The sequence below is a fragment of the Thiocapsa sp. genome, assembly GCF_018399035.1.
GTDB lineage: Bacteria > Pseudomonadota > Gammaproteobacteria > Chromatiales > Chromatiaceae > Thiocapsa.
Window position 1 is genome coordinate 852,294 of the sequence record NZ_CP073760.1, and the last position, 26,896, is coordinate 879,189.

A 26,896-nucleotide genomic window follows, 5' to 3' on the forward strand; every position below is an offset into this window, starting at 1 on the left:
CGCGGATCACCATACCAGCATCAGAATGACGGCGCCCAGCAGGATCCGGTAGATCACGAACGGGAGCATGCTGATGCGTTCGATGAATTTCAGAAAGTAATGAATGGTCAGGTAGGCGAAGACGAACGAAAGGGCCGCTCCGAGCAACAGCGACATCCAGTCGACCGGCTCGCCGGCCTGCACCAGATCGAGCGTTTCGAGAGCGCCCGCCATGATGATGGTCGGGATCGCGAGCAGGAACGAAAAGCGCGACGCCGCCCTGCGGGTCAGCCCGAGCATGAGCGCCGCCGTGATGGTGATGCCCGAGCGCGAGGTCCCCGGAATGATCGCGACCGCCTGCATGACACCGACGAACAGGGCCGCCTTCCAGCCGAGGCTGTACTCGTCGCGCGCGCGTTTTCCGCTGAAGTCCGCCCACCACAGCAGCAACCCGAAGCCGATGCTGGTGGCCGCAACCACCAGGGCGACCAAGGTCGGGTCGTCGCGCAGAACCTCGAGCACGGACTTCAGCGGCAGGCCCAGCACGATCACCGGCAGGGTGGCGAGGATGATCATCCAGCCGAGGCGGGCATCGGGCGCGTCGAATCTGCGTGTGCGCAACGACTGCAGCACGGCGATCGTCATGGTCACGATCTCGCGCCTGAAATAGAGCATCACCGCGGCGAGCGTACCCAGATGCAGCGCGACATCGAAGGCGAGGCTCTGCAGCTCGTAGCCGAAGAGGAGCGGTGTCAGGATCAGATGTCCCGAGCTCGAGATCGGCAAGAACTCGGTAATGCCTTGAACGAACGCAAGTAAGACGATCTGAATAGTTTCCAACGAACGGCGCTCCTCGGGATTGAAGGCCCGGATTATACGCGGCGTACCGGCCGTGTCCGCGCGATCGATGCTTCCGGTGCCCTATCGAGTGATCGACGACGGTCTGATGAGCAGATCGAATGTCGACCAATCCATGACCGGCGGCAGGGTTTCGCGCGCGACCGCGGCGATATAGCCCGTCTCCGGGATGCAATGCAGAACGGCCGGCGGCCGTGCGCCGGCGGGTCGGGGCCGGAAGAGTCCTCGGCCGTCGGCCTTGGCATCCGCCTCGAGTGCGGTCCAGGCACGGTAGAAGACGGCGAGGCGCTCGTCCTGCGGAGCCGATGCGAGTGTCCGCACCATCTCGGGCGCGAACATCCGTTCCGCCACGGCCTCGATGTCGTGCCGCGGTCGGATCCACTCGCAGTCCACGCCCACATCGGTGCTCGGCCCGGCCCCGGCACAGACGGCCACCAAGGCCAGATCGCCGGTCGTCGTCAGATTGAAGGAGAGCGGCAACGCGGCGCCGGCAAGCGCGGGTTTGCCGGCCGGTCCGTAGTCGAAGCGCAGCGACCCCGGCGGCGCGTCGAGATAGCGCGAGAGGATCTCGCGCAGCCCGGCATGCGCGCGCACATAGCGCTCGCGGTAGGGCTCATGACGCATCCGCGCCGCGCGCGCGCGCTGGCGCTCGCCGAGCAGGCTCAGACCGTGCGCGAGCTCGATCCCGTCTGCATCGGTGCGGATCCGCCACAGATGGAGCGCACCCGATCGGATGTCGCAGCGGATCGGTCCGGCAGTCCAGTCGAGCGTCGGCGGCCTGATCGCGCCATCGTCATTCAGTCTTTGCATCGACATCCGTTGTGACCTCCGTCGTCATCTTCCTATAATCGGCAACCACCCGGGAAGCGGGGGCGTCGAGTCCGGTGTCGGACATCATGATCGACGACACGCCCCGTCTCGGACCATCTCGCTCACCGCCGGAGGCCAGGGCTGTGCAGACTCTTGAGCAGTGTCGCGTGGATGCACGCATCGAGGCGGTGTGCAGCAAGGGTTGCAGCCAGGTCAGGCAAGACATCGCCGCCTTGGAGGCCGGGGCACAGCTGCCCGAGACGCGCGGTCTGAGCGAGGAGGAGCGCACCACCCTGCTGCGCGAGCTCAAGCAGATCATGGCCGTCTACGGCGATGCCTGCCGGCTTCCGCCGCCCTGAGAGCCTGCGCCCTTCCCGTCGGGGGTGTATGCTGCCGCCGCCATCCATCCTGATCCGCCGCATCGGAATCCATCACGCATGACCGACATCACCCGGACCCTCAGCCAGGAGCTTGCCGCTCGACCCGAGCAGGTCGAGGCCGCCATCCGACTGCTCGACGAGGGCGCGACCGTCCCCTTCATCGCGCGCTATCGCAAAGAGGCCACCGGTGGGCTGGACGATATCCAGTTGCGCTTGCTCGAAGAGCGCCTGGTCTATCTGCGCGATCTGAACGAGCGCCGCGCGACCGTGCTCAAAAGCATCGAGGAGCAGGGCAAGCTGACCCCGGAGCTCCAGGCCGAGATCGTCGGCGCCGAGACCAAGCAGCGCCTCGAAGACCTTTATCTACCCTTCAAGCCCAAGCGGCGCACCAAGGCCCAGATCGCGCGCGAGGCGGGGCTCGAACCCTTGGCCGACGCGCTGCTTGCGGATCCGAGCGCCTCCCCCGAGTCACGCGCGGCGGCCTATGTGGATTCCACCAAGGGTGTGGAGGACATCGCGGCGGCCCTGGAAGGCGCGCGTCAGATCCTGATGGAGCGCTTTGCCGAGGATCCGGAGCTGACCGGGCGTCTGCGCGATCACCTCTGGGAGCAGGGCATTCTGGTCGCCAAGGTCATGCCGGGCAAGGAAGACGAAGGCAATAAGTTCTCGGATTATTTCGACTATCGCGAGCCGCTCGCGCGTATTCCGTCGCACCGCGCGCTGGCCTTGTTCCGCGGGCGCAACCAAGGCGTCCTGCACTTGGAGCTGTTGGCCGGGGAGGGCGATGACCCGGATGCGGTCTGTCGGGGTCTGATCGCGTCGCGCTTCGGGGTTCGCCAGGCCGGGCGCCCCGCAGACGACTGGCTGATCGAGACGGTCCGCAAGACCTGGCGGATCAAGCTGCTGACGCGGCTCGATTTGGAGCTCAAAGGTCGGATGCTGGAAGCGGCTGGAGAGGAGGCGATTCGCGTCTTCGGGCTCAACCTCAAGGCGCTCTTGTTGGCCGCCCCGGCGGGCCGGCTTGCGACACTCGGGCTGGACCCCGGACTGCGCACCGGCGTGAAGGTCGCCGTCGTGGACGGCACCGGGCGTGTGGCGGCGACCGACACCATCTATCCTCATGTGCCGAAGAACCAATGGGATGCCTCGATCGCGCGTCTTGCCCAGTTGTCGAAAGAGCACGGCGTGAAGCTCGTGAGCATCGGCAACGGGACCGGCTCGCGCGAGACCGACCGGCTGGTGCGCGAGCTGATCCAGAAACATCCGGAGCTCGGTCTGCGCTCGCTCGTCGTCAGCGAGGCGGGCGCCTCGGTCTATTCGGCCTCCGAATTCGCATCCAAGGAGCTGCCCGAGCTGGATGTCTCGCTGCGCGGCGCGGTGTCGATCGCACGCCGGCTGCAGGATCCGCTCGCCGAGCTGGTGAAGATCGAGCCCAAGGCGATCGGCGTGGGCCAGTACCAGCACGATGTGAATCAGCCTCGGCTCGCACGCGCCCTGGACACCGTGGTCGAGGACTGCGTGAACGCCGTCGGGGTGGATCTGAACACCGCCTCCGTGCCGCTGCTGACCCAGGTCTCCGGGCTCAACCGGACCCTGGCCGAGAATATCGTGCAGTTTCGCGAGACCAATGGGGCCTTTTCCAACCGCAAGCGTCTGATGGCGGTCCCACGCTTCGGCGAGAAGGCGTTCCAGCAGAGTGCGGGATTCCTGCGCGTGCGCGACGGCGACGAGCCGCTGGACGCCTCGGCGGTTCACCCGGAGGCCTATCCGCTGGTGCGCCACATCCTGGCCGAAACCGGCAAACCCATTGCGGCCCTGATCGGCGACAGTGCGACCCTGCGCCACCTGGATCCCGTCCGCTTCACCGACGAGCGCTTCGGTCTGCCGACGGTGAAGGACATCCTCGCCGAGCTGGAGAAACCCGGCCGCGACCCGCGCCCCGAGTTCAAGACCGCGCAGCTCAAGGAGGGCGTTGAGACGCTCAAGGATCTCAAACCCGACATGATCCTGGAGGGCACGGTCACCAACGTGACCAACTTCGGCGCCTTCGTGGATGTCGGGGTCCATCAGGACGGTCTGGTGCACATCTCCGCCCTGGCCGACCGCTTCGTGAAGGACCCGCATGCGGTGGTCAAGTCCGGCGACCTCGTGAAGGTGAAGGTGATGGAAGTGGATCTCGTGCGCAAACGGATCGCGCTGAGCATGCGCTTGGGCGATGTCGCGCCCGAGCGCGGAGCCGGCGATGCCTCCGACAGCCGCTCGCAGGGTCGAGAGTCGCGCCCGAGGCCACAAACCCCACCGGGTCGGCCCGGCCGCCCGGCCGACGCACGCCCGGCGTCCGACGGGCGAGGTGCGAAGCGCGCCAAGGCGCCCGCCCCGGCCGAGCCCCCGGTCGGCGGCACCATGGCGGATGCCTTCGCCAAGGCCAAGCGCCGCTGAGTCTGCGCATCGCCACAAGGCGACGGCCGCGATGGGCCGCTCATCCTCCGCCGACGAGCTGCTGCGCACGCGTGTCTACCGCGCGGCCTCCCCGATTCACGGCCAAGGCTGCTTTGCCAAGATCGCGTTTCGCAGCGGCGACTTCATCGGCACCTTCGAAGGCCCCGAGGTGGATCGCGACGGCACCTACGTGCTCTGGACCTACGACGCCGAGGGCAACGTCCTCGCCGGTCGCGAGGGGCGCAACCTCCTGCGTTGGCTGAACCACAGCGACGACCCGAACGCCGAGCTCGACGGCTTCGATCTCTACGCCCGCCGCGCGATTGCGGTCGACGAGGAGATCACCTTCGACTATAGCGGTGCCTGCGGCGACGCGGTTTGATCCAGGATTCCACAGACCCTATCGCCGAACCGTTTACGGCAATGGCATGGACCCCGCGCCTCCCGGAACCGTCCGATTGCGGCCCCCGGCCTTGGCGCGGTACAGCGCCTCGTCCGCCAGCCGCAGCAGTCCATCGGGTGAGGTCATGTCCCCGGGCGCCAGCACCGCCACGCCGATGCTGACGGTGACGCGCCCGAGCGGCGAGGCATCATGGGGCAGGGCCAAAGCCTCGAGGGCGCTGTGGATCGACTCGACAAGGCGCAGCATGCCCGCCGCGTCGGTGTCGGGCGCGATGACCGCGAATTCCTCGCCGCCGTAGCGGGCGGCCAGGTCGCTGATCCGGTGCGCCTGGGCACTCAGTACCCCGGCAATGGCGCGCAGGCATTCATCGCCGGCCTGGTGGCCGTAGCGGTCGTTGTAATGCTTGAACCAGTCCACGTCGAGCATCGCCAGGCTCAGAGGCCGTGCGGCGCGGGTAGCGCGTTGGCACTCGGTCTGCAGGGTTTCGTCGAAGCGGCGGCGATTGGCGAGACCGGTCAGGCTGTCGGTGGTGCTCAGGATCGCGAGCTCGCGGTTGGCGGTCTCGGCCGCTGCCCTGGCGCGCGCAAGATCCTCGCGCACCTGCCGGCTTGCGGTGATGTCCTGGGCGCTGGTGCGAAAACCGAGTGAACGACCCGAGGCGTCGAAAATCGGGCGCCAGGAGGCGGAGATCCAGAATCGCGAGCCATCTTTGCGCAGACAACGAAACTCGACCTGGTCGCCGCTGCGGCCCTGCAGCGCTTGCTGAAAGTGTTCCCACATCCAGGGCCGGTCCTCCTCGTGTGTGGCCATCACCACGAAATCGTCCGCGGCGAGATATTCCTCCGGGGTGAAGCCCGTCAGCTTCAGCGAAAACGGATTCATCCAGAGCAGCTTGCCTTCCGGACTGAACCAGGACTCCCAACTGGCCGCGTAATTGGCGATGGCCTTGAACTTCTCATCGCTCTCGCGCAATGCCGCTTCCACCTGCTGACGTTCGGCGATTTCCGCCCCGGCGCGTTCGATGGCGTCCGTGAGCAGCCGGTTGGCCTCGGACAGCTCGCCGGTGCGCTGCGCGACCTTGCCTTCGAGCGACCGGTAAAGCCCGGCGTTTTCGAGCGAAACCGCCAACTGTCCGCCCAGTATCGTCACTGCCTCGATGCGCGCGGCGGTAAAGGCGGCGCGAAACAGCCGGTTCTCCAGGACCAGAAAGGCCGTGAGCCGCCCATGGAGGAAAATCGGCAGGCCCAGCAGCGAACACAGCGGCAGACCGGCGAAGTGCGGATCCCCGGCAAAGCGACTGTCGATGACCGCATCGTCGGAGACCAGCGGGACGCGCGTCTTCAGCGCCAACCGCATCCCGGCGGCGGTGATGATTCCACGCTCCGCGGCCTCTTCCACCGTCATGCGCTCCAACGACTCCTCGCCGCGCACCCCGCCCTCCAGGTACCAGCGCCCGGCCTCGTCCAGGACCAGCAGCCGCACGTCGGTCGCGCCGGTCAGTTGGCCCACCAGCTCCACCACTCGCGCAACCAGTCGCGGCAGCGAGCGTTCGGCAGCCAGGGCCTGGGAGGCGCGCAGCAGTGCCTCATGGTCCAAGGCGTCGCACTGGCTATCCCGCAAACTGCCTGAAGGGCTGGTGTCCAAAAAAGGCCAGGCGTCGCGCATCGCCCGCGTCTTACCCACGGCCCCCACTGCCGATAATGGGCATGCGCGCGCGCCAGCAGGGCGCGGCCGGCGTCCTCCAGCCCGCGCCGCAGGTAGCAGTGTCCGGCCCGCTCGGTGATCAGTGCCTGGTGCCAGGGGTGCTGCTGCGCTCCGGCGTGGCGCATCGCCCGCTCGAAGCGCTGGAGTGCGTCCCAGGGCTGCTCCAGGACGTCCAGCCGCTCGGCTTCCACCAGGTCGTGGAGATGGCCGAAGTTCATGGGCGCGTCGGCGGCGCGCGCGGCGAGCCAGGTCTGGCTCGCACCGAGGCGCTCCAGCAGGGCCGGCCGGCCCGCCTCGTCGGTCACCCGCAACTGCTCGATCAGCGCGAGTGACTGCAGAAACATGGCCAGGGCGGTCGGGTAGAAACCGCTGATGTGGCGTGACAGGCCGACCGCGGCCTCGGCATGACGAGACAGCCCCGCCGTATCGTTGAACAGGCAGGCCCCTAGCGCCCGGTAGGTGTGATAAAAGGCGAGCGCCATGGCGTTGCCCCGGATGGCCGCGAGATGCGCCTGGTCGTCGAAATCGGCGTCCGCAAAGCCCCCGCGCGCGTGGGTCTTGCACTCCAAGGCACGCGCGAGCTGTCGGTAGGGCAAGTAAGCCTGCTCTGAATGCCGGCTCCCGGTCTTGCGCGCAAAGCCGATGGCCGCAGCGAGCTCGGCGTCCATCTCGGCGAGTTGCGCACAGGTGTCGAACAGGGTCGCCAGCGCGTTGAAAAAGGTGAAGTTGGCGAACTCCAGATCGCCGGCCCGCAAGAGCCCGGCGAAAGCCGCCCGAGCATGTCCCAGATCGTCGATGAGCGGCTGAAACCAATGACAGGCAAACAGCCCGAAGGCGTGCTGGGCGCGGGCCTCTTCCAGACCGCCATGGCCGCGCACGAGTGCGGTTTCCAGTGCCGCGCGGGCCGCGCGGTAACCCGTGGCATAGTCGTCCCGCAGGGCGATGGTCACCATCGTGATACAGCACATCGGGTAGCACAGGAGCTCGCAGTAGCCGGCCTCGATCCACAGGCGGCTGCAGCGCGCCATCATCCAGAAGCCAAGCAGCGAGCCGGAAAAGAGCGCGGCCGGGATCAGGCGGTTGAGCAGCTGGGCGACCATCAGCAGTCGCTCGTCGTCCAGGTTGCGTTGGGCGGGCAAACTGCTTCAGCGCGCCTGCCGCCACGTGGCGGTAGAAGAGATCGAGCTCCTGCTCGAGACGGTCGCGGGTGTTTTCGAGCGGCAATGCGATGCACAGCTCTTCCAGGAGGCCGGCCCCCAGACTCACGGCCTCATCGTAGCGGGTGCGGTTGGACAGACTGGCAATCTGGATGCACAGCGGTGCGAGCAATTGACGCGGCGACGCCGCCTGCGGCGCCAGCATGGCATAGACCGCATCGGCCTCGTCGTGGCGGGATTGGCTATAGAGCACCAGGTGCAATTCGGAATGGAGGCTGAACGCCGCCGCCCGATCGCTCTGCCAGGCGTCCGCCGCCAACAGCCCGATCCCCAGCGTCAGGAACCGTTCCGCCGTGAGATCAAGCGAACCGGCCTGGCGGGCCTGATGCCGCGGCCGCGAGGAAGAGTGCGCGGACGCGCGAGCGCTCGGCGCTCTCGGCGATCAGCGACGCGGCGACCGCATAGTGTTCGGCGGCGCGCAAGGTCTGCTCGGGATCGGCCGCAACCCCGGCCAGTCGCCGAGCGATCTCCAGATGCAGCCGCTCGCGCCAGGCGTCGTCGCGCAGTTGGTACACCGCCTGCTGCATCCGGTCGTGGCAAAACGCCAGAGCGGCCCCGTGCTCGGCCCGATGCATCGCCAGCGCCTTGGGCGTGACCAGAATTCCACGCTCGAACGCAGGCCCGAGCCGCTGCGCGAGTGCGTCGGGATCTTCGCCGGTGGCGAGCGCCAGTAAGCCCAGGGTGCAGGCGGTGCCCAGACAGGCGGCGGCGACCAAGGTATCGGCGCTCTCCTGCCCCAGGGTCCGCAACCCGTCGGCGAGGAAATCCACGACATTGGTGCTTGCCGGGTGGGCGGCAATGGCGGCGAGATCCCAGTGCCAGCGCCCCTGCTGCGGGTCCGGCCGCAGTGCCCCTTCGCGGTAGAGCGCATTCAGAAACTCGATCGTGAAAGAAGGGGTTGCCGCTGGTCTTGGCGTAGAGTGCGGCGGCTAGGGGTTGTACGCTGTCCGGCGGACGGTGCAGCATGTCGGCTAGCAATCTGGTCATGTCGCCCGCCGTCAGGCTGGCCAGGGTCAGCACCTGGACCGGCGCGCCGGTGGCTGTCGGTTGGCGCAGCAGCGCAGCAGGCGCAGGAGCGGGTGGGCCGCGTCGACCTCGTTGTCGCGATAGGCCCCGATCAACAAGAGACCACGCAGCGCCGTGTCTTCGAGCAGTGCCCCGATGAAGTCCAGCGACGGTTGGTCGGCCCATTGCAGGTCGTCGAGAAACAGCACCAGCGGATGCTCGGGCGCGGCGACTTGGCGCAGCAGGGCGACCAAGAGTGCGCGCAAACGCACCTGCGCCTCGCGTGGCCCGAGTTCCGGTGCGGGGGGCTGCGCACCGAGCAGTGCCTCCAGTTCCGGTACGACCTCGAACAAGGCGGCCGCGTCCGGGCCGACGCCCTCGAGGATGCGCGTGCGCCATGCCTCGACCCTGTGCCTCCGGTTCCGCCAGAAGCAACTGGCACAACTGGCGCAGGCCCTGTGCCGGGGCCAGAAACGGGCGGTCGCGGCTGAACTGCTCGAACTTGCCGCTGATGAAGAGCCCATTGCCCAGCGTCACCGGTCGGTGGATCTCTTGGATCAGCACGGTCTTGCCGACCCCCGAGTAACCGGCCACAAAGAGGCCACGCGCACCGCCCGCGGTCGCGTCGGTAAAGGCCGTCATCAGCGTTGCCGATTCCTGCTCGCGCCCGTACAGGCGGCGCGGCGGGCGGGGGGCGAGGGTCAGGTCGAGCGCCTTCAACCGCACCGCCGCGAGTGGCTGATCGGCGGCCAGCGCGCTGCGCAACTGTTGCAGATCGTGGGCCAGCCCCGCCGCGCTCTGATAGCGGTCGTCAGGTTCCTTGGCGAGCAGGGTCAGGATCAGCTCCGCCACGCGGGGCGGCAACCAGGGCGCCCGCTCTTGCGGCGGCACCGGCGTGCGGGCCAGGTGGGCATGGATCAGGCTAAGGGTATCGGTGCCGGCAAAGGGCGGGGCACCGGTGGCCAGGGCATAGAGGGTGGCGCCGAGCGAATAGAGGTCGGTGCGGTAGTCGACCGGCCGATTCATCCGCCCGGTCTGCTCGGGCGACAGATAGGTCGGCGTGCCCGGCAGGGCACTCGGGTGATCGAACCCCGGGTGCTCTTCGGCAAAGGTCGTGGCCAGATCGTAGTCGATGATCTGCACCTGCAGGTCGGACGGCCGCACCAGGATGTTGGCGGGGTTCAGATCCTTGTGGATGACACCGCGCCCGTGGATCTCCGCCACCGCATGCGCCAGCGCGTGGGCGATGGTCACAAAGCGCTTCGGATCGAGGTTGCCCAAGAGTCCCGACGCCTGCAGGGTGACACCGCCGAAGTCCGCCATGGCCAGCTCCGGCGTGGCCGGGTCGTAGCGCACCAGACGCGGACAGCCGGGCAGGCCCTGCAACCGATCCAGGATGCGCTGCTCGTTGTGTAGCGCGGACCGGGCGGAGGCGAGGTCTCCGTCATCACGGCCCTGCTTGACGATCAAGGGGCCAGCCGTCGGGTCGAGCAGGCGAAGCACCCGCAGGTGACGCCCGCGGTGGACCTCGGTTGCACCCGGAGATGGTCCGATCGCTGATGGTCCGATTGCTTGAGTCAAGACGCTACTTCCTGCGTTGCGCGCACGAATCCATGGTGTAAAAGGCTCGGAGAGTGAGCCTGACGCTGGGAGTCGGATTGGCTCCCCTGACGGACGCCATCGGGAATTCGGAGCTCTGCGGTCAGTTTACCTAAACCGCGTCTAGAGCGAGATGCTCACTTTCGAGTGAGCTCGACGTTTGGTGCATCCACCGCCCTTAGCGGGAGACGCGGTTTAATTCCCTTCGCGGTCTTTGTAAGGCTTTGTCAATGTCGCCGGGGTCCGCAGGGGCCGAGACCTTCATGCGCGCGACAGCAGAATCTCACCTCGGGAAGAGTGGGCGATGTTTGTTGATGAAGAATAGCTGAACCCGACAGAGTGGTCCCGAAAATGCGCGCGCGAGGATGGCGCGCGTCCGGGGCAAGGCGGTCGTTTTTCAATGGTATGGGCAGCCCAAGACGCTGTGCCTCCTCGGCGACGTGCGTCTATAGCACACCCCGGGACGGCCGCCGTTGCCGATTCGCCGGGTACTCCGACGAGTTGCTTTGAACAGGGTACGCCCCGACACTACCAACCCTAGCAGTCACCCCGCGAGTCACCGTGAAGCGCCTGACCAAGTTCTTGTTGCCCGTCCTGATCCTCGCCGTCGGTTTCGGAGTTTTTCAGTACCTTAAGCAGACCCGCCCCGAGCGTCCTCCGGCGGAGATCGTCGAACGTGTCTGGCGGATCGAGGCCGAGACGGTGGAGCCGCGTCGGCTCTCCCCCGGGCTTGAGCTGTACGGCAGCGTGCAGACGCCGGACCTCCTGCGAGCGGCGGCCTCGGCGCAGGCGCGTGTTGCCGGGGTGCTGGTGCGCGAGGGCGATCGTGTCGAGGCCGGACAACTCCTGGTCGAGCTTGATCCCCGTGATTTCAGCTTTCGTCTCGCACAGGCGCGGGCCCGGATCGACGAGCTCGAGGCGCAGGTCGAGAGCGAGCAAACCGGGCACGAGACCGATCTCGCCGCGCTCGAGCAGGAGCGCAAGCTGCTCGCGATCGCGCAAGACGGGGTGGAGCGCGCCTCGCAGCTGACCAAGCAAAGGGTCGGCTCCCAAACCGACCTGGATATCGCCGAGCAGGAACTGGCCCGCCAAGCACTGGCCGTGAGCAACCGCGAGATGAACATCGCGGACTTCCCGGCGCGCCGACGCGCGCTCGAGGCAAGACGCGCGAGCGCGCGGGCGGGTCTCGAGGAGATTGCGCTCGAGCTCGAGCGTGCGCCGGTGGTTGCCCCCTACGACGCCATCATCGCCAAGGTCTCGGTCACGGCGGGCGATCAGGTGCGCAAGGACGATATCCTCTTGACGCTCTACGCGATCGACAGCCTGGAGGTCCGCGCGCGGATCCCGGCGCCCTTTCAGGCGGAGTTGAGCGCCTCCCTGCAGGCCGAGGGCCGACTGCCGGCGACGGCCACCGTCGGGGAGCGCACGCTCAAGCTCTCGCTGGAGCGGCTTGCCGGCGAGGCCAGCGCGAGCGGGATCGACGGACTCTTCGATATCGAGGACGAGGAGGGTCTCCTGCGTGCCGGTCAGATGATCGCGTTGCGCCTGGATCGGCCGCCTCGGGATGGCGTGGTGCCGGCCCCCTTCGGTGCGGTCTACGGCGGTGATCGGGTCTACACGCTCGTCGACGGGCGCATGAAGGGCGTGTCCGTGCGCAGTCTCGGGAGCTGGTTTACCGAGACCGGCGAGGAGCGACTGCTGGTGCAGGCGCCCGATCTCGCGGCCGGCGATCGCCTGATCGTGACCCACATGCCCAACGCGGTTGATGGGCTGCGGGTGGAGGCGGTGCAGTGACCGATACCAGACCCGCCAAGGAGAAGGTGATCAAGGGGCATCAGAACGACATCATCGGTCTGTTTGCCCACCACAAGGTCGCGGCCAACCTCCTGATGGCGATGATGATCCTGAGCGGGATCTTTGCTCTGGATCGTCTGAACGTGCAGTTCTTCCCGAATTTCGACCTGGACTTGGTCACGGTGCGGGTGGTCTGGACGGGCGCGAGCGCCGAGGACATCGAGGACGGCATCACGAATCCCCTCGAGCAGCGTCTGCGCTCGGTCGATGAGCTGCGCAAGATGACGTCCACCTCCACGCAGGGTATCTCGGCGATCACGATCGAGTTCAACGAGGGGGTCGACCCCTTGCTGGCCCTGGACCAAGTGCGACGCCTCGTCGACGATTTCCGTAACCTCCCGCAGGACGCCGAGAAGCCCGAGGTGGCGCTGGTGACGCGCTACGAGTCCGTCGCCCGACTGGTCCTGACCGGTCTCGAACGTCCGGACGAGCTGCGACATCTTGCACGCCGCTTCGAGTCCGAGCTGCTCGAGAGCGGGATCGACAAGGTGGAGATCCGCGGGCTTCCGCTCGAAGAGATCAGCATTCAGGTCGATCAGGCGCAGCTCGAAGAGCTGGGTTTGGGGCTGCCGCAGATCGGCGAGCGGGTCGGTGCCTTCAGTCGTGATCTGCCGGCCGGGGCGATCGGTCGTGGCGAGGCGACGCGCGAGCTGCGCAGCCTGGATAAGCGCCGGGATGCGCTCGAGTTCGCACAGATTCCGATCAAGACCGAGGAGACGCTGAATCTGCAGCTCGGCGATATCGCCGAGATCGAGCGGGTGCCGCGCGATGCAACCCTGCGGCTTTCCATGAACGGCAGCCCCGCGGTCGAGATGATCCTGCAGCGCGCCGAGACGGGCAACTCGCTCGCGGCGGCCAAGGCACTCGACGAGTGGCTTGCCGAGACGCGTCCATTGCTCCCGCCCGGGGTCGAGCTGGTCGTCTACGACGCTTCCTGGGAGCTGATCCGAGACCGCATCATGCTGCTGGTGACCAACGGGGCCGGCGGTCTCGTCCTGGTCGTGGCGATCCTCTTTCTGTTCTTGAGCGGTCGGGTCGCTTTCTGGGTCGCCTGGGGCATCCCGGTGTCCTTCATGGCCACACTCTTCATCCTCTATCTGGCCGGCGGAAGCATCAACATGATGAGCCTCTTCGCGCTCATCATGGCGCTGGGCATCATCGTGGACGACGCCATCGTGGTCGGCGAGGATGCGATGGCCCACCATCAAATGGGCGAGGATCCGCTGCTCGCGGCCGAGGGCGGGGTCCGCCGGATGCTGGCGCCCGTGGTTGCCTCCTCGCTGACCACCATCGCCGCCTTCCTCCCGCTGATGTTGGTCGGCGGGGTCATCGGCAACATCCTGAATGTCATCCCGCTGGTCATCGTGGCCGTCATCCTCGCCTCGCTCCTCGAGAGCATGTTGGTCCTGCCCGGACACCTGCGCAGCGCCTTCGTGCACTCGCACAGGGTCAAGCCCGATTCGCTGCGCGCACGCCTGGATCGGGGCTTCGAGTACTTTCGCGACCGGCTATTTCGCCCCCTGGTGACGGTCGCCGTTCACCATCGATTTGCCACCATCGCCAGCGCGGTGGCGGCCTTGATGATCGCCGTCGGCCTCTTGGCCGGCGGGCGCCTGGGCTTCGTCTTCTTCCCGACGCCGGAAGGTCAGATCATTACGGCGAACGCGACCTTTGTCGCCGGCACACCGCGCGCACGGGTCGATGCGCTCCTGGAGCACCTCGACGAGACGCTTCGGGAGACCGAACGCGCCTTCGATCAAGGCAAGCTGGTCAACCTGGCGATCGCCCTGCACGGCGCGAAAGGCGAGGGCAGCGGCTCTTCGGCGGATCAGCTCGGCGCCCTGCAGGTGGAGCTGGTCGCACCGGATGCGCGCGAGGTGCGCAACGAGGCGTTCATCCGGGCCTGGGAGGAGCGCATCGCGCTGCCGGCCGGACTCGAGGGCTTCACCATCGCCTCGCGGCGCGCCGGGCCGCCCGGTCGAGACCTGAGCGTGCGGATCTTCGGTGCGGATGCAGCGACGCTCAAGGCAGCGGCTCTGGATATCTCCGAGGTTCTGAAAGGGATCTCGGGTGTGACGGCCGTCGAGGACGACATGGCCTTCGGGCGCGAGCAGATCATCTACTCGCTCACCCCCGCCGGACAGGCGCTCGGACTCACGGTCACCGAGCTGGGGACCCAACTGCGGACTGCCTTCGAGGGGCAATTGGTGCAGATCTTCCAGGACGGTGCGGACGAGGTCGAGGTCCGCGTGAAGCTCCCCAAGGCCGAGCGCGAACGTCTGGGAACCCTCGAGCGCATCAACATCCGCCTTCCCGACGGTACCTCGGTGCCGCTCACGACGGTCGCGCAATGGCGCTCGCAACGCGGCTTCGAGATCCTGCGTCATGCCGAGGGCAAGTTGGCGGTCGAGGTCTCGGCGGATGTCGACTCCGACGTCAACAATGCCGGGGCCATCATCGAAGGGCTGGTCGCCTCGACCCTGCCCGAGCTCGAGGCGAGCTACGGGATCAGCTACTCCTTCGAGGGCCGTTCCGCCGATCAACGCGAGACACTGGGCGACATGCGCAAGGGTTTGGTGCTCGGACTGATCCTGATCTACATCATCCTGACCTGGGTCTTTTCGTCCTATGGCTGGCCGTTGGTCGTCATGGCCGCGATCCCGTTCGGCTTGACCGGCGCACTCTTCGGACACTGGCTGATCGGCATCGATGTCACCATCCTCTCGCTGTTCGGGATGTTCGGCCTGTCCGGGATCGTGATCAACGACTCCATCATCCTGGTCAAGTTCTATCAGGAGCAGCTCGAACAGGGGGTTGCCAGCAGCGAGGCGTTGATCGAGGCCGCCTGCCAGCGCCTGCGCGCCGTGCTGCTGACATCCTTGACCACGATCGCCGGCCTGACGCCGCTCTTGTTCGAGAAATCCGTGCAGGCCCAGTTCCTGATCCCGATGGCGACCTCGATCGCCTTCGGACTCGGCTTTGCGACCCTGCTGATTCTGCTCGTCATCCCCGCATTGCTCTCGATCCACGACAGTGCGCATGGACGTCTGAGCCGGTTGTTCAGGGCGAATCCGGCACCGGCGTGATCCTGCTCGGGGTTGCGCTACCGTGACACCGCTCCTGCGGTGTCACGTCTCCTCCGGCGCTCCGCGCCCGATGCCGCGCCGGTGTTTGGATTACCGTCAAGCCTCCTCGCGCCCCTGACGACGCCTGACGGCCTCCTCGCGCGCATCGTTGATTTCTCGCATGATGCCTTCGATGTCGGCCTCCTTGTTGGCGCCTTTGAAGTGCCCGGTCAATTTGATCTCGGGCGTCAAGGCGCCGCTCTCGTAGATGTACCAGATCTCTTTCGCATAGCTGGTCGAGAGCAGCTCCGGTGCGAACTGACCGAAGTAGGCGGCCAGGTTCCCGACATCGCGCTCCAGCATTCGCGCGGCATTGTTGTTGGCCGCCGCATCCACCGCTTGGGGGAGGTCGATAATCACGGGGCCATACTGATCGACCAGGATGTTGAATTCCGAGAGATCGCCGTGCACGAGCCCGCTGCAGAGCATACGCACCACGTCTTTGATCAGGATCTCGTGGTACAGGAGCGCTTGCTCGCCCGTCAGATCCAGATCATTGAGCCTCGGCGCCGCATTGCCCTCGTCGTCGGTGACCAGCTCCATCAAGAGGACGCCTTCGACATAGAGGTGCGGCTTGGGAACACGCACACCCGCAGCGGCCAAGCGGTACAACGCATCGACCTCGGTGTTCTGCCAAACGTCTTCCTGCTGTTGCCGCCCGTAGCGCGAGCCTTTCGCCATGGCGCGCGCTTGTCGGCTGTTTCGCACCTTACGGCCTTCGCTGTACAAGACCTGCTTATGAAAACCCCGTTGATTGGCCTCTTTGTAGACCTTGGCACAGCGCACCGCGCCATCGGCATGCACCACATAGACGGCGGCCTCCTTGCCGCTCTTGAGCGGCCGGATCACCTCGTCGACAAGACCGTCGCGGACCAGCGGTTCGAGACGCTTTGGAATCTTCATAGACATCCTGATGTGAAAGGGCAAAATCCGCGCGAAATCGGCGCCGCCCAAGAACAGTTTTCGGTGCTCGAATGACCGCCGACGGCATTGGAGCGCGATGCGTTGACCTGACGGCCCGGGATTGCGACGTACGCTCGTTCCGACAGGGCGTGTCCATGGTCTCGAGCGTGACGGACTCGGAGAAGATTAACACGTCGGCCCGGGGCGCCCGTGCTCGGGTCTTCGCCTGACCGGCACGGGCATGCGAGGCACGAGAGCATCATGAAACCGGACACCCGAACCGCCATACGACAGCTCATCAAGCAGGTACGCGCCGCGATACCGTTCGACGCGGCACAGGCCCGTGTCTGCAGCGGCGACTGCTCCGGCTGCTCGCAGAAGCTGTTGGACGATCTGGAGGGAGAGCTGGCGGCATGGGAGCAGCGGCTCGCCGAGGGAGACCGGCCGAGTCTTGCAGACCTGTCGCGTCTGGCCAAGACCGCTCGCAAGATCCATCGTGTGCTGGTGCGAAACGGCATCCTGGCCGAGGAGACCGAGCCAAGGTGAGATGCTGTTGTTTTAAAAAGATTCTCGGTCACCTGGCAAGCCGTCTCTTGGTCGGCAAGATCCAACGCCGCTTTGACACCTCTGTCCCCGGCACGCACCCGCTGGCGCCGGTCGCGAGGGGCGCCTCGCCGTCGAGCGCACGCCGCACCGCCGCGGCGTTGACCACGGCACGGCAACTGCCGTCCTCCGAGAGCGCTTGGGTCATGAACATCGCCAGCGTCTCGGTCGGGGAATAGACCCGCTTGCGAAACGGCGGCTGGAGCGCTTCGGCCCGGTCGAGCAGCTGCGGAGCGCTCAACAGGTCGAAGAATCCGCCGACATCGGTGTCGGCGATATGGGCAAGGACGCGTTGCCGTTGCGCGGCGGGCTGGTTAGGATGCATGGGGGCTGCCGTCCGAGGTGATGAGTTGGCTTTTGGCGAGTTCAGCCTATCACCTTGGCAGCCCTTCCCCTTAGTGTTTTCAGAAACTTGAGATTTTCTCCTCGCTTATCTTAGTGCCATTCGGCTCCAACCCTTTTCGCCCATGACTTCCTCGAACGGAACCCGCTCCCTTGCGTGTCGGGCACAGCACGTTTAGACTATGTATAAACATTGGCTGGAGCCGAACCTTGACCTCAATCGTTCTCGACATCAAGCACTGGGGCAACAACCTCGGTGTGCGCTTGCCCGCGGCCATCGCCCGGGCTGCCCATCTGCACGCCGACCAGCGTGTCAACATCACCGTGGAAGGCGAACGGGTCATCATCACGCCGATTCGCGACGAACGACTGACTCTGGAACAACGCCTGGCCTGCTTCGATCCCGAACGCCACGGCGGCGAAGCCATGCCCGCCGAGAAGGCTCTTGGCGCCGAACAATGGTGAAAGCAGTCAAAGCCTGGGCGCCGAACCGCCAGGACGTCATCTGGATCGACTGCAATCCCCAGCGCGGGCAGGAGATGCGGGATGTTCATCCCTTTCTGGTGCTCTCGCCCAAAGCCTTCAACGAACGGACCTCGCTGGTCATCGGCCTGCCCATGACCACCGCCGACTATAACGTCGACAACCCCTTTGCCGTAGCGGTCGGTGCGGCCGGGGGGCGCAAGGCCGGGCAAACCAGTTACGTTCTCTGCCACCAGCCCAAATCCTTCGACTGGCATCTGCGCAGCGGCACACCACATCCGATGAAACGCATCCCCGATGCCCGCTTTGCCGAGGTGCTGGCAGTGCTCAACCAGATCGTGCAACTAGCTTGAATACCACACGCCGTCCTCCAGACCTGGACACGCGAGAAAAGTCTCCGACCCGTCGGTCCCCGGTTTCCCTACGCCGGAGTGCTGCCGATTGAGGCTGGCGATTAGGGGCAACAGCACGGGGCGGAAATGCGGGACGGTCACGCCCGCCAGGATGCGATAGTCGGTGAGCGCCGCGGGGTCGGCATTATCGATGGTCTCCTGCAGTGCCGTCCGCGTTGGCTTCTGAAGCCGTGGCCAGAAATCCGGAAAGGCGGCGATGAAGGCGATGGCGCGCGACCGGTTCGCCGGCTCAAGATTGTCCATCAGCCTGACGATTGCCAGGGAGACGTCCGGCCAGGCTTCTGCAGCACGTTCGCGCACCGCGACCAGCGAAGGGATGATCTTGCGATGGAGCGGTTCCCATTGCGCCGACACACCCTTGAGAAGGGATTTTGCGAGCACCGTGCCGAAGTTGCGGACGTTCTGAGCGCGGACGCGCGCGAGGTATCGTTGCTCGACATAGTCGAGAATGCGCTCGTAGGCCGTTGGAAAGCCTGGCGACTGCACGTCGACATCATAGAGGTCGAAAATCGCTTTGCCCTGCAAGGGTTCCTGCGACAGCACTAGATCGACTGCATTGACGAGATGAAGTCGCACCAGCTCCGGCGATGGTTCAAAGAGATCAGCCTCGGCCGAGAACGCCGGGTGCGCACAAAGATGTCTATCTTCGCGAAGGCGCTTCAGATGCGTTCGGGCGATGCGATTGACGACCTGGGTGTTGGCCGTTGCGTCTTCGAGGATACCTCCCTCAAGCTGAAGCAGCTTGGCGACGTCGCCTCCGGCAGTTGCGTTATCCCACGACTGAAGAAACGCAGTCGCGGCAGCATCGCCCATGGCGCTTAGCTCGCGATACTTGGCGATCAGATCGTAGACTAGGGCGACCCAGGCGGAGGTGAGTGCGCCACGCAACGCGCCCGCCTTGTATGCTTTCACTGCGGCAAGAAAGTACACTTTCGACTGGGGATGCCGAATTCGTGTGAGCAGTATGTCGAGATCTACAAATCCAGTGTCCACGGTTCTCTAGCCAGGAAGTGCAGTGTACGGAAGCAATATTACCTTGCCCCATACGCTACCGAAAATCCCGCGTCTTCGCCTCGATGGTGTCGATGCGGGGTAAGGGGTCAGAGCCGAATGGCACTAACTTAAGCCAAAACCGGCGCAAAAGGGGAATACACCCGCTCGCGAAACGGCGGCTGGAGCGCTTCGACCCGGTCGAGCAGCTGCGGAGCGGTCAACAGATCGAAGAATCCGCCGACATCGGTGTCGGCGACATGGGCAAGGACGCGTTGCCGTTGCGCGGCGGGCTGGTTAGGATGCTTCATGCAAGACTTTGAAGGCATTGACGATCGCGTTCATCCGATGGCTCACCTGCCGGGTGATGGCCGCTACGACCCCTGGAGCACGCCCCGTGCGGCGCCCGACTGCGTTGCAACGCGTTGTCGTAGAACCACTACGACGCCTCGTCGCGCCTTGCCGGACACCACGCGGCACGCACTCCAGGGGCCGTTCAACTGCCGGATCTAGGCTAACCGGTTGTGGCCGAACCCCGACGCCCCGCCGACCCGGATCGGATCGGATCGTCACGCCCGACTGCGCGATCGCCCATGAGACGTCTCGAATGCCGCGGATTACGGCCCGGTAGAGCAGGTTTGCGCTGCAGCAGGGGCTTGATCTCGTCGGTCTCGTAGGGGACGAGGCGACCTTCGTCATCGACGTCGAGCCGGCTCCTCGGGTCGATGCACCCAGTCCCGCCGATGACCCCGTTGGACGGTCGTGTTGCCGGCAGCATCGCGAGTCGCCCTGCCGGGTCGCCGGCCCCGCGCCCTCGATCGCAATCACGACAGGGGGCAACGCTCGCGGGAATCATCGGCGCCGGCGGCTCGCCCGTGCTTGGCTCGGCCGCGCGATCCTCCCGCCTGTCCCATCACCCGGAGAACCCCGATGCGCTGGAAGACCGCCTATCGCTCCTTCTACTACGCGCAGGCACCCGAGCCCGAGGACCTGGTGCTGGACCCGGCCGAGACGGCGCTGCTGTGCATCGACGTGCAGAACCTCTATCTGGAGATCCCGGCCGATCCGCAGGAGGCCGCGCGCTGGTTCCCCTTCCATCGGCGCATGCGCGAGATCGTGATCCCGACCACGCGCGGGCTGCAGGACGCCTTTCGCGCGAAGGGGATGGACGTGATCCACGCGCGCATCGCCTGCCTGCTCGACGACGGGCGGGACCGCTCGCTCAGTCAGAAGAAGCCGGGCTGGAACGCGCTGCTGCTGCCCAAGGACAGCGCGGCGAGCCAACTGGTCCCGGAGCTGGCGCCGCTCCCCGGCGAGATCCTGGTGACCAAGACCACCGACAGCGCCTTGACCGGGACGAACCTGCGTTTGATCCTCGCCAATCTGGGTATCCGCAACGTCGTGCTGACCGGGATCTTCACCGATCAATGCGTCTCCTCCACGGTGCGCAGCCTCGCCGACGAGAGCTTCAACGTCATCGTGGTCGAGGACGGCTGTGCCGCAGGCACCGACGAGCTGCACCGGCGCGAGCTGGAGATCATCAACATGATCTACTGCCAGGTGCTCGGCAGCGTGGAGCTGCGGGCGATCATGGGACTTTGAGGGACGACGACGATGAATCTTGCGCGAACCCTGGCGATCGGCTGTGCCGCGCCCCTGCTCCTGCCGATGTGCGGCACGGCGAACCTGGCGGCAGAGCCGGCGCCCGCCGTTAAGGCCGCGGCGCCCACTACGCCTCCGCCCGGCAGTCGGGAGCGCCTGGCGATTCTGGATGGGCTGCGCGCGGAGTTGGTCCATCTGACGGGGCCGGACTTGGTCTTCGTCGTCGCGGACTTGCGGGTGATCGAGGGCTGGGCTTGGATCGAGGCCACCCCGCAGTCGCGCGACGGTGCTGGCGACCGGGGCGGCACTCGATGCCGCGCTCGGCCCCTGCGCGGGCAAATGCCCGGCGGGCGCCGGCACCGGTCGAAGGCCGGGGTCATTCCGCCGCTGCCGACTCGACGACGATCGCGTGGCTCGCCAATACCACGCCATTCGCGACATCGACGTAACGGACCTCGTAGCTGCCGGGGTTCAGCGGCACGCTCAGCGTGATGCCGTCACCCTCGTCGCTGACCACCGGGACCGCGGATGCCCACTGGAACGGACCCTGGTCCGGGCTGGCGATGGCGATGCGGTCGCGTTCGCCGGCGGGGCCGGTCCAGCCGACGCGGATGGTCTCGCCGGGAGCGGCGCGTTCCGGCGCGTTGAGCGAGGCGGCGACCGCCTGCACTTCGAGATCGCTGCTCGTGACGATCTCGCCGGTGCGACCCAGGCGATAGCGCAATTGGTATAGGCCAGCGGCGTCCGGGGCGACGAAGCGGGCGCCGGCGTTGTTGTCGGCGCGGGCCTCGGCCAGCGGGGTGGCGTCCAGCGGCGCACCGGCCACCACCAGTTCGACGCGGTCGCGGGAGCGACCGGGGCCCTGCCAGGCCAGGTCGATACTGGCGCCGGTGACGACCTCGGCCGGGGCGGTGATCGCCGCCGTCACCGGTACCACCTCCAGCGGTCGGCGGGCCAGCGTGCCGCGCCCCGCGTCGAGCACGTAGCGCACTTCATAGAGACCGGGCTCCGCCGGCGCCTCGATGCTGACCACCGGCTTGTCGCGGGTCCGGTTGTAAGTGCCGAGCTTGCCCTCGGCGGTGCCCATCGGCACGATCGTGATGTAGTCGGAGGTCTTCACGGTGCCATCGCGGGTCACCTCGAAGCGCTCCCCGGCGCTGACCGTCGCCGGCGCGTCCAGCGTCAGCGCGGCGCCCAGCAGTTCGATCGGCGCGCGACCGGCCACGATGCGATCGGCGCCGAGCACATAGCGCACCTCGTAGCGTCCGGGTTCCGCCGGCGCCTGGACGCTGACCTCCAGGTTGTCGCGGGCGCGGGTGTAGCCGCCGAGGACGTTGTCCGCGGTGCCGACCGGCACGATCGTGATGAAGTCCGAGCCCATCACCGTGCGGTCACGCGTGACCGCGATCCGCGCACCGGCCGTGGCTGTGGTCGGGGCCGTCAGGGTGATCGGGGTGGCGGTCAGCTCGATCGGCGCGCGGCCGAGCACGGCGCGCCCCTCCTGCTTGACATAGCGCACCTCGTACAGACCGGCCTCGCCCGGCGCCTGCACCGTCACGTCGTCCGGATCCCGGACGCGCGTCTGGTTACCCAGGAGCTTGTCGGCCGTGCCCTGTCGGACGATGGTGATGATGTCGTGGGTCGGCGCGCGCGCGTCGTGGCCGACGCTGATCGGGGCGCCGGCCGGCGCGGTGGCCGGCACGCGCAGCGTGACCGGCTCGGGCGCGGGCGCGGGCGTTGGTTCGGGTTCGGGTTCGGGCTCCGGTTCGGGCGCCACCGTCACCGCGATCAGCGCGTCCTTCAGGGTCGCGGCATCACTGGCGCTGCGGTAGCTACCGCCGGTGTTCTCTGCAAGGCAGCGCAGTTGCGCCTGATCCGCCGGCGCACTGACATCGAACCCAATGACGTGGGCGGTGAAGTCGATCCCGGCAGTCGCCAGTGCCGTGGCCACCGCGCAGGGGTCGCGGTCACAGTTCTCGGCACCGTCCGAGACCAGCACGACCACCGCCCGGTCCTCCTCGTAACGCAGCGCCTCGGCGGCCTGGCGCACGGCGTCGGACAGCGGCGTCATGCCCTTGGGGTTGACCCCGCGACCGCCGCCCGTATCGCCGCGCGGTTGTCGGTGCCGACCGGCACCAGTGCCTCGATGTCCTCGCAATCGCCTTTGCGGTTGTGGCCATAGGCCCACAGCCCAAGGGCCTGGTCGGCGGGCAGCGCGTCGAGCAGTTGCCCGACCACCTCGCGCGCCAGTGCGATCTTCGGCGTGCCGTCCACCTGCTGCCACATGGACCCGGAGGCATCGAGTACCAGGATCGTGCTGGCCGGCCCCGGCGGGACCGCATCGCCCGACTGGGCCAACACCGGGCTGCCGCACAGCAGCGCGGCCACAAGTCCTGCGGAGCCCAACAGCGCGCCCCACGACGGGAACCCGGCGTCGCGCTGCTGGCGATTGGTGACTAATCCCTGGATCGGCCCCTGGATAGGCATGACGTTGACCTCGGCATCGCGGCTGACGGTGACTGCAAGGGCCGCTACTCTAACCCAGTGGTTGAGTCGCGTCCCAACCGAGTCCCTCCCGTGAACCAACGTGAGCGACAACACCTGCGTGATCGGTCTCCGAGGAGCACCGGGAGGCGTTTCAGGAGCCGGCGTCTCGGTTGTCTGTCTCGGGCTTGCGATCTCTCATCGCACCCGACAGACATTGTCGACCTATAATGCGCACCCGGAATGCTCGGACGCCCCGCGTGAAGTACGCCAGGGGCCGTTCAAACGCCGGATCCAGGCCACGACAGGACAACGAGACCCATTATGCCGACTCCAACCCAACAGGCCATCGACGAGGCGTTCGCCGCACTCGTCTACGATCGTGACGAGCGCAAGGCGCCGGATGCGCACCGCAGCAGCAAGTTCCGGGTGGGCTGGGCGGCGGCGCTCGAGGGCAAGGTCTACGAGCCCGAGAAGCTCGAGCGCTTGACCTGGCTGAACCTCGGCTATCGTCTGAGCCAACATTTCGGCGCCCTGACGCCGGAGCAGATCGATGTCGTTTACGATGACTTGGCGGCACGCTGGCGGGAGCCCTGCGCTGCTTGACCGAATCGCCGCAGCCGTAGGCTGTTGGTGACGACGAACAGGCTCGACACGCTCATGGCGGCGGCGGCGAGCATGGGGTTGAGCAGCCATCCGGTGAGCGGGAAGAAGACGCCGGCCGCGAGCGGGATGAGCGCGACGTTGTAGGCATAGGCCCAGAAGAAGTTGATGCGGATGGTGCGCAGCGTCTTGCGCGCCAGCGCGATCGCGGTGGCGGTGCCGCGCAGGTCGCCCTGCATCAGGATCACCTCGCCGGCCTCCACCGCGATATCGGTGCCCGTGCCGATGGCGATGCCGACATCCGCCTGCGCAAGGGCAGGGGCGTCGTTGATGCCGTCGCCGACGAAGGCGACGCGACGCCCTTCCGCTTGCAGACGCTTGACCTCGGCGGCCTTGTCCGCCGGCAGCACCTCGGCGAGGACGCGCGTGATGCCGACTTGGCGTGCGATCGCCTCGGCGGTCCGGCGACCGTCACCGGTCAGCATCCCGACCTCGAGCCCCAGCGCACGCAGTTGCGCGATCGCCTCTCTGCTGCCGGCCTTGATGGGATCCGCGACCGCAAGGACCGCGATCAGGCGTTGATCCGCCGCGACATAGAGCGGGGTTTGGCTCTCGGCGCCGAGTCGCTCGGCAACCTCGCTCGCCGAGTCCAAAGGCACCGACAGCCGCTCCATCCAGCGCCGTGCGCCGACCGCGATTCGCTGCCCGTCGACCTGGCCCCCAATGCCGAACCCGGGCTCTGCTTCGATCTGCGTGGCCTCCGGCAGGGTCAGTCCCCGTGCCTTGGCCTCCGCGACGATGGCCGCGGCGATCGGATGCTCGCTGTGATGCTCGACGGCAGCCGTGAGCGCCAGCGCAGCGTCCTCGTCCATGCCGTAGGCGTGGAGCGCGGTCAGCGCCGGATGGCCTTCGGTCAAGGTCCCGGTCTTGTCCAGAACGAGTGTATCGACGCGGGCCAGCGTCTCGAGCGCGGCGCCGTTGCGGACGAGGATCCCCAAGGCCGCGCCGCGTCCGGTGGCGACCATGATGGCGGTCGGGGTTGCGAGCCCCATGGCGCAGGGACAGGCGATCAGCAGCACGCTGACCGCGGCGACGAAGGCGTAGCTCAAGGGCGGCGCCGGACCCAACCACAGCCAGACCGCGAAGGTCACGAGCGCGACGACCATGACCACCGGCACGAAGACGGCCGCAATCCGGTCGGCGACGCGCTGGATCGGCGGTTTGCCGGATTGGGCGTCCTCGACCAGCCGGATGATCTGCGCCAGCACCGTCTCGGCGCCCACGCGGGTGGCGCGGTAACGGAAGGCCCCGGTTTGGTTGAGTGTGCCGCCGATGACCTCGTCTCCGGGATCCTTGCGCACCGGCACCGGCTCGCCGCTGATCATGGATTCGTCGACCCGGCTGCCGCCCTCGGTCAGGGTGCCGTCGACCGGGATGCGCTCGCCCGGTCGTACCTGGATGACGTCGCCCGGGACGACCGCGTCGGCGGGGATCTCGGTCTCGCCGTCCGGGCCGACGATACGGGCGGTCTTGGGCTGGAGGTTCACCAGACGTCGAATGGCCTGCGAGGTGCGTCCCTTGGCGACAGCCTCGAGATAACGCCCGAGCAGGATCAGGGTGACGATGACCGCGGCGGCCTCGAAATAGAGATGGACCGTCCCGGCGGGAAACATCCCGGGCAGGGTCAGTGCCAGCAACGAGTAGAGATAGGCCGCGCCGCTGCCGAGCATGACCAGGCTGTCCATGCCGGGGCTGCGATGCCGCAGCTCGGTCAGACCCCTTAGGAGGAAGCGCCGCCCGGACCAGAAGAGCACCGGGGTGGCCAGCACCAGCTCGAGCCAGGCCCATAGGCTCGTCGGCGCCAGCGTGACCATCAGGGTATGGAGCCCCGGCACGACCATCGGCCCCATGCTGATCAGCAACAACGGCAGGGTCAGAGACGCGGCGACGCGCAGATCGCCCGCGAGCCGGCGCAGCTCCTGCCCCTTGCGCATCGCGTCCGTCTCCGCCCGTTGCTCGGGCGCCGCCGGCTCGTAGCCGGCCGCGCGGATCGCTTGGGCGATGCGCTCCGGGCTCGCCGTGGCGGGGAGATAGCCGACGGTCGCCGATTCGGTGCCGAGATTGACGGTCGCCTCGATGACGCCCGGTACGGCTTGAATGGCCCGTTCCACGCGCGCCACACAGGACGCGCAGGTCATGCCGCCGACGCCCAAGGTGACCGACTCGATCACCGGCTCGTAACCGGCGCCGCGCACCGCATCGAGCAGGGTCGGCACGCTCGCCTGGTCGAAATGCACCACCGCCATCCCGGACGCGAGGTTCACCGTCGCCGAGTCCACGCCCGGCGCGCGGGCGATGGCGCGCTCCACCCGCGCCACGCAGGAGGCGCAGCTCATGCCGCCGACACCGATCCGCACCTCTTGGGTCATGAGTCGACCCGGCTCCAGACGCCCGGCAGCGCGAGCGGGTCGTCGACGATCTCGCCGAGAGCGCCGTCGATTACGGGCGCCAAGAGCCCGTAGCCCACTCGCCAGCGGACGGTACCGACCTGCACAGCCGCGGTCTTGGTATTGAGCTTCACCACCTCTCCGAACCGCTCCTGTCCATCGCGGCCCTTGAAGGCGACCCGATCACCGACGCTCAGACGATTGCGGTCGATCGCTTGGCGCTTCTGCGTCGCGATGGTGACGTCCGCGCCGTCCAGATCGATCTGATAGAAGGGAATGCTCCAGCGTTTTCCGTCGCCGAGATTCCGGATCTCGGCACGGGTCCGGTTGATCCGCAACAGCGTGGCCTCCTGCAGTCGATTTTCGACGTAGTCGAACCAACGCACAGTTTGACCGACACGCAGCGCTTGCTTCACGGCACGGACGCGCTTCGGATCGTCGAGCTGGTTGCTGATGGCCGCGTTCAAGCGATAGAGCTCGAACAGGCTGGCCTGACCCAGCGCGTCCATGACCTCGGTGTAGTTCATGTCGACATCTCCGGTATCTGCGAGGATGCCCGCCCGCCTGCTGTGACAGGAGAAGGTGCGGGATCGGCTGTTGTCATTCTAGCGACGATCGCACGCCCCGGGTGCAATGGATTGCCGAGTCATCGG

The 26,896-nt window shown here is 66.9% G+C and carries 24 protein-coding genes and 1 pseudogene; 10 read left to right on the forward strand and 15 right to left on the reverse strand.

The annotated features are described in order from the left end of the window. Positions 1–6 precede the first annotated feature (6 nt). Entirely contained in the window at positions 7–819 is an 813-nt protein-coding gene (locus KFB96_RS03865; RefSeq protein ID WP_213459170.1) for an undecaprenyl-diphosphate phosphatase, read from the reverse strand. Between the two features lie 81 nt (positions 820–900). After that, positions 901–1,647: a 4'-phosphopantetheinyl transferase superfamily protein gene (locus tag KFB96_RS03870; protein WP_300971271.1), complete on the reverse strand. Its 747-nt coding sequence runs from the start codon at positions 1,645–1,647 to the stop codon at positions 901–903. Positions 1,648–1,790: 143 nt separating this feature from the next. Here KFB96_RS03870 and KFB96_RS03875 point away from each other — a divergent pair, with 143 nt between their 5' ends. From KFB96_RS03875 to KFB96_RS03885, 3 genes are all read left to right on the forward strand, one after another. Further along, positions 1,791–2,006 (forward strand): hypothetical protein, encoded by a 216-nt coding sequence (locus tag KFB96_RS03875; RefSeq protein ID WP_213459174.1) that lies wholly within the window; start codon positions 1,791–1,793, stop codon positions 2,004–2,006. A gap of 78 nt (positions 2,007–2,084) precedes the next feature. Beyond that, positions 2,085–4,466, forward strand: a complete 2,382-nt coding sequence (locus KFB96_RS03880; RefSeq protein ID WP_213501722.1) for a Tex family protein — start codon at positions 2,085–2,087, stop codon at positions 4,464–4,466. 31 nt (positions 4,467–4,497) lie between these two features. Continuing rightward, positions 4,498–4,848: an SET domain-containing protein-lysine N-methyltransferase gene (locus KFB96_RS03885; protein ID WP_213459176.1), complete on the forward strand. Its 351-nt coding sequence runs from the start codon at positions 4,498–4,500 to the stop codon at positions 4,846–4,848. 33 nt (positions 4,849–4,881) lie between these two features. On the opposite strand, the gene KFB96_RS03890 is transcribed toward KFB96_RS03885, so the two are convergent. The 5 genes and pseudogenes from KFB96_RS03890 to KFB96_RS27395 all read right to left on the reverse strand — a co-directional run. Next, positions 4,882–6,465, reverse strand: a complete 1,584-nt coding sequence (locus KFB96_RS03890; protein WP_213501724.1) for a diguanylate cyclase — start codon at positions 6,463–6,465, stop codon at positions 4,882–4,884. Then, the gene (locus KFB96_RS03895; protein ID WP_213501726.1) at positions 6,366–7,712 is read right to left on the reverse strand and encodes a hypothetical protein; all 1,347 of its coding nucleotides are present in this window, start codon (positions 7,710–7,712) and stop codon (positions 6,366–6,368) included. The genes KFB96_RS03890 and KFB96_RS03895 overlap by 100 nt, the downstream gene beginning before the upstream one ends. A 377-nt stretch (positions 7,713–8,089) precedes the next feature. Beyond that, complete coding sequence (locus KFB96_RS03900; protein ID WP_213501728.1) at positions 8,090–8,560, reverse strand: hypothetical protein; 471 nt, start codon at positions 8,558–8,560, stop codon at positions 8,090–8,092. Between the two features lie 243 nt (positions 8,561–8,803). After that, positions 8,804–9,067, reverse strand: coding sequence for an AAA family ATPase (locus tag KFB96_RS03905; protein WP_367115069.1), 264 nt, complete (start codon positions 9,065–9,067; stop codon positions 8,804–8,806). A gap of 40 nt (positions 9,068–9,107) precedes the next feature. Beyond that, a pseudogene (locus KFB96_RS27395) lies at positions 9,108–10,118 on the reverse strand (serine/threonine protein kinase); the annotation flags it as partial. A gap of 837 nt (positions 10,119–10,955) precedes the next feature. Between KFB96_RS27395 and KFB96_RS03915 the strand changes: the two are divergent. Further along, complete coding sequence (locus tag KFB96_RS03915; protein WP_213459182.1) at positions 10,956–12,188, forward strand: efflux RND transporter periplasmic adaptor subunit; 1,233 nt, start codon at positions 10,956–10,958, stop codon at positions 12,186–12,188. Next, the gene (locus tag KFB96_RS03920; protein WP_213459183.1) at positions 12,185–15,334 is read left to right on the forward strand and encodes an efflux RND transporter permease subunit; all 3,150 of its coding nucleotides are present in this window, start codon (positions 12,185–12,187) and stop codon (positions 15,332–15,334) included. Before KFB96_RS03915 ends, KFB96_RS03920 begins: the two co-directional genes overlap by 4 nt. A 96-nt stretch (positions 15,335–15,430) precedes the next feature. Here KFB96_RS03920 and KFB96_RS03925 read toward each other — a convergent pair whose 3' ends face one another. Then, positions 15,431–16,276: a PA4780 family RIO1-like protein kinase gene (locus tag KFB96_RS03925; RefSeq protein ID WP_213459186.1), complete on the reverse strand. Its 846-nt coding sequence runs from the start codon at positions 16,274–16,276 to the stop codon at positions 15,431–15,433. A gap of 261 nt (positions 16,277–16,537) precedes the next feature. On the opposite strand from KFB96_RS03925, the gene KFB96_RS03930 reads away from it, so the two are divergent. After that, positions 16,538–16,822 (forward strand): hypothetical protein, encoded by a 285-nt coding sequence (locus tag KFB96_RS03930; RefSeq protein WP_300971278.1) that lies wholly within the window; start codon positions 16,538–16,540, stop codon positions 16,820–16,822. Positions 16,823–16,850: 28 nt separating this feature from the next. On the opposite strand, the gene KFB96_RS03935 is transcribed toward KFB96_RS03930, so the two are convergent. After that, positions 16,851–17,204, reverse strand: a complete 354-nt coding sequence (locus KFB96_RS03935) for a hypothetical protein (protein ID WP_213459188.1) — start codon at positions 17,202–17,204, stop codon at positions 16,851–16,853. 227 nt (positions 17,205–17,431) lie between these two features. Here KFB96_RS03935 and KFB96_RS03940 point away from each other — a divergent pair, with 227 nt between their 5' ends. Both KFB96_RS03940 and KFB96_RS03945 read left to right on the forward strand, forming a co-directional pair. Further along, positions 17,432–17,686, forward strand: a complete 255-nt coding sequence (locus KFB96_RS03940) for an AbrB/MazE/SpoVT family DNA-binding domain-containing protein (RefSeq protein ID WP_213459189.1) — start codon at positions 17,432–17,434, stop codon at positions 17,684–17,686. Then, on the forward strand, positions 17,680–18,057 hold the full coding sequence (locus tag KFB96_RS03945) for a type II toxin-antitoxin system PemK/MazF family toxin (RefSeq protein WP_300971279.1): 378 nt from the start codon (positions 17,680–17,682) through the stop codon (positions 18,055–18,057). Before KFB96_RS03940 ends, KFB96_RS03945 begins: the two co-directional genes overlap by 7 nt. On the opposite strand, the gene KFB96_RS03950 is transcribed toward KFB96_RS03945, so the two are convergent. Together KFB96_RS03950 and KFB96_RS03955 are read right to left on the reverse strand one after the other, a co-directional pair. Further along, positions 18,049–19,047, reverse strand: a complete 999-nt coding sequence (locus KFB96_RS03950) for a hypothetical protein (protein ID WP_213459191.1) — start codon at positions 19,045–19,047, stop codon at positions 18,049–18,051. The genes KFB96_RS03945 and KFB96_RS03950 overlap by 9 nt on opposite strands. Positions 19,048–19,238: 191 nt before the next feature. Then, positions 19,239–19,418 (reverse strand): hypothetical protein, encoded by a 180-nt coding sequence (locus tag KFB96_RS03955; protein WP_213459193.1) that lies wholly within the window; start codon positions 19,416–19,418, stop codon positions 19,239–19,241. A 619-nt stretch (positions 19,419–20,037) separates the two neighbouring features. Between KFB96_RS03955 and KFB96_RS03960 the strand changes: the two genes are divergently transcribed. Beyond that, positions 20,038–20,709: a cysteine hydrolase family protein gene (locus tag KFB96_RS03960; protein WP_213459195.1), complete on the forward strand. Its 672-nt coding sequence runs from the start codon at positions 20,038–20,040 to the stop codon at positions 20,707–20,709. Positions 20,710–21,085: 376 nt separating this feature from the next. On the opposite strand, the gene KFB96_RS03965 is transcribed toward KFB96_RS03960, so the two are convergent. Further along, positions 21,086–22,780, reverse strand: coding sequence for a hypothetical protein (locus KFB96_RS03965; protein WP_213501733.1), 1,695 nt, complete (start codon positions 22,778–22,780; stop codon positions 21,086–21,088). Then, positions 22,777–23,295, reverse strand: coding sequence for a hypothetical protein (locus KFB96_RS03970; protein WP_213501735.1), 519 nt, complete (start codon positions 23,293–23,295; stop codon positions 22,777–22,779). Before KFB96_RS03970 ends, KFB96_RS03965 begins: the two co-directional genes overlap by 4 nt. Positions 23,296–23,517: 222 nt before the next feature. Between KFB96_RS03970 and KFB96_RS03975 the strand changes: the two genes are divergently transcribed. Further along, complete coding sequence (locus KFB96_RS03975) at positions 23,518–23,799, forward strand: hypothetical protein (RefSeq protein ID WP_213459199.1); 282 nt, start codon at positions 23,518–23,520, stop codon at positions 23,797–23,799. Here the strand turns inward: KFB96_RS03975 and KFB96_RS03980 are convergent. Together KFB96_RS03980 and KFB96_RS03985 are read right to left on the reverse strand one after the other, a co-directional pair. Continuing rightward, positions 23,754–26,225 (reverse strand): heavy metal translocating P-type ATPase, encoded by a 2,472-nt coding sequence (locus KFB96_RS03980; RefSeq protein WP_213459201.1) that lies wholly within the window; start codon positions 26,223–26,225, stop codon positions 23,754–23,756. The genes KFB96_RS03975 and KFB96_RS03980 overlap by 46 nt on opposite strands. Next, positions 26,222–26,770, reverse strand: coding sequence for a hypothetical protein (locus KFB96_RS03985; RefSeq protein WP_213459203.1), 549 nt, complete (start codon positions 26,768–26,770; stop codon positions 26,222–26,224). Before KFB96_RS03985 ends, KFB96_RS03980 begins: the two co-directional genes overlap by 4 nt. Between the last annotated feature and the right edge of the window lie 126 nt (positions 26,771–26,896).

Excerpts from the sequence above, each read along its gene's own strand:
- KFB96_RS03935 (WP_213459188.1), bottom strand. The coding sequence starts at position 17,204 with ATGCATCCTAACCAGCCCGCCGCGCAACGGCAACGCGTCCTTGCCCAT.
- KFB96_RS03880 (WP_213501722.1), top strand. The coding sequence starts at position 2,085 with ATGACCGACATCACCCGGACCCTCAGCCAGGAGCTTGCCGCTCGACCC.
- KFB96_RS03945 (WP_300971279.1), top strand. The coding sequence starts at position 17,680 with ATGGTGAAAGCAGTCAAAGCCTGGGCGCCGAACCGCCAGGACGTCATC.
- KFB96_RS03975 (WP_213459199.1), top strand. The coding sequence starts at position 23,518 with ATGCCGACTCCAACCCAACAGGCCATCGACGAGGCGTTCGCCGCACTC.
- KFB96_RS03885 (WP_213459176.1), top strand. The coding sequence starts at position 4,498 with ATGGGCCGCTCATCCTCCGCCGACGAGCTGCTGCGCACGCGTGTCTAC.
- KFB96_RS03960 (WP_213459195.1), top strand. The coding sequence starts at position 20,038 with ATGCGCTGGAAGACCGCCTATCGCTCCTTCTACTACGCGCAGGCACCC.
- KFB96_RS03930 (WP_300971278.1), top strand. The coding sequence starts at position 16,538 with ATGAAACCGGACACCCGAACCGCCATACGACAGCTCATCAAGCAGGTA.
- KFB96_RS03985 (WP_213459203.1), bottom strand. The coding sequence starts at position 26,770 with ATGAACTACACCGAGGTCATGGACGCGCTGGGTCAGGCCAGCCTGTTC.
- KFB96_RS03965 (WP_213501733.1), bottom strand. The coding sequence starts at position 22,780 with ATGACGCCGCTGTCCGACGCCGTGCGCCAGGCCGCCGAGGCGCTGCGT.
- KFB96_RS03980 (WP_213459201.1), bottom strand. The coding sequence starts at position 26,225 with ATGACCCAAGAGGTGCGGATCGGTGTCGGCGGCATGAGCTGCGCCTCC.
- KFB96_RS03955 (WP_213459193.1), bottom strand. The coding sequence starts at position 19,418 with ATGAAGCATCCTAACCAGCCCGCCGCGCAACGGCAACGCGTCCTTGCC.
- KFB96_RS03925 (WP_213459186.1), bottom strand. The coding sequence starts at position 16,276 with ATGAAGATTCCAAAGCGTCTCGAACCGCTGGTCCGCGACGGTCTTGTC.
- KFB96_RS03870 (WP_300971271.1), bottom strand. The coding sequence starts at position 1,647 with ATGCAAAGACTGAATGACGATGGCGCGATCAGGCCGCCGACGCTCGAC.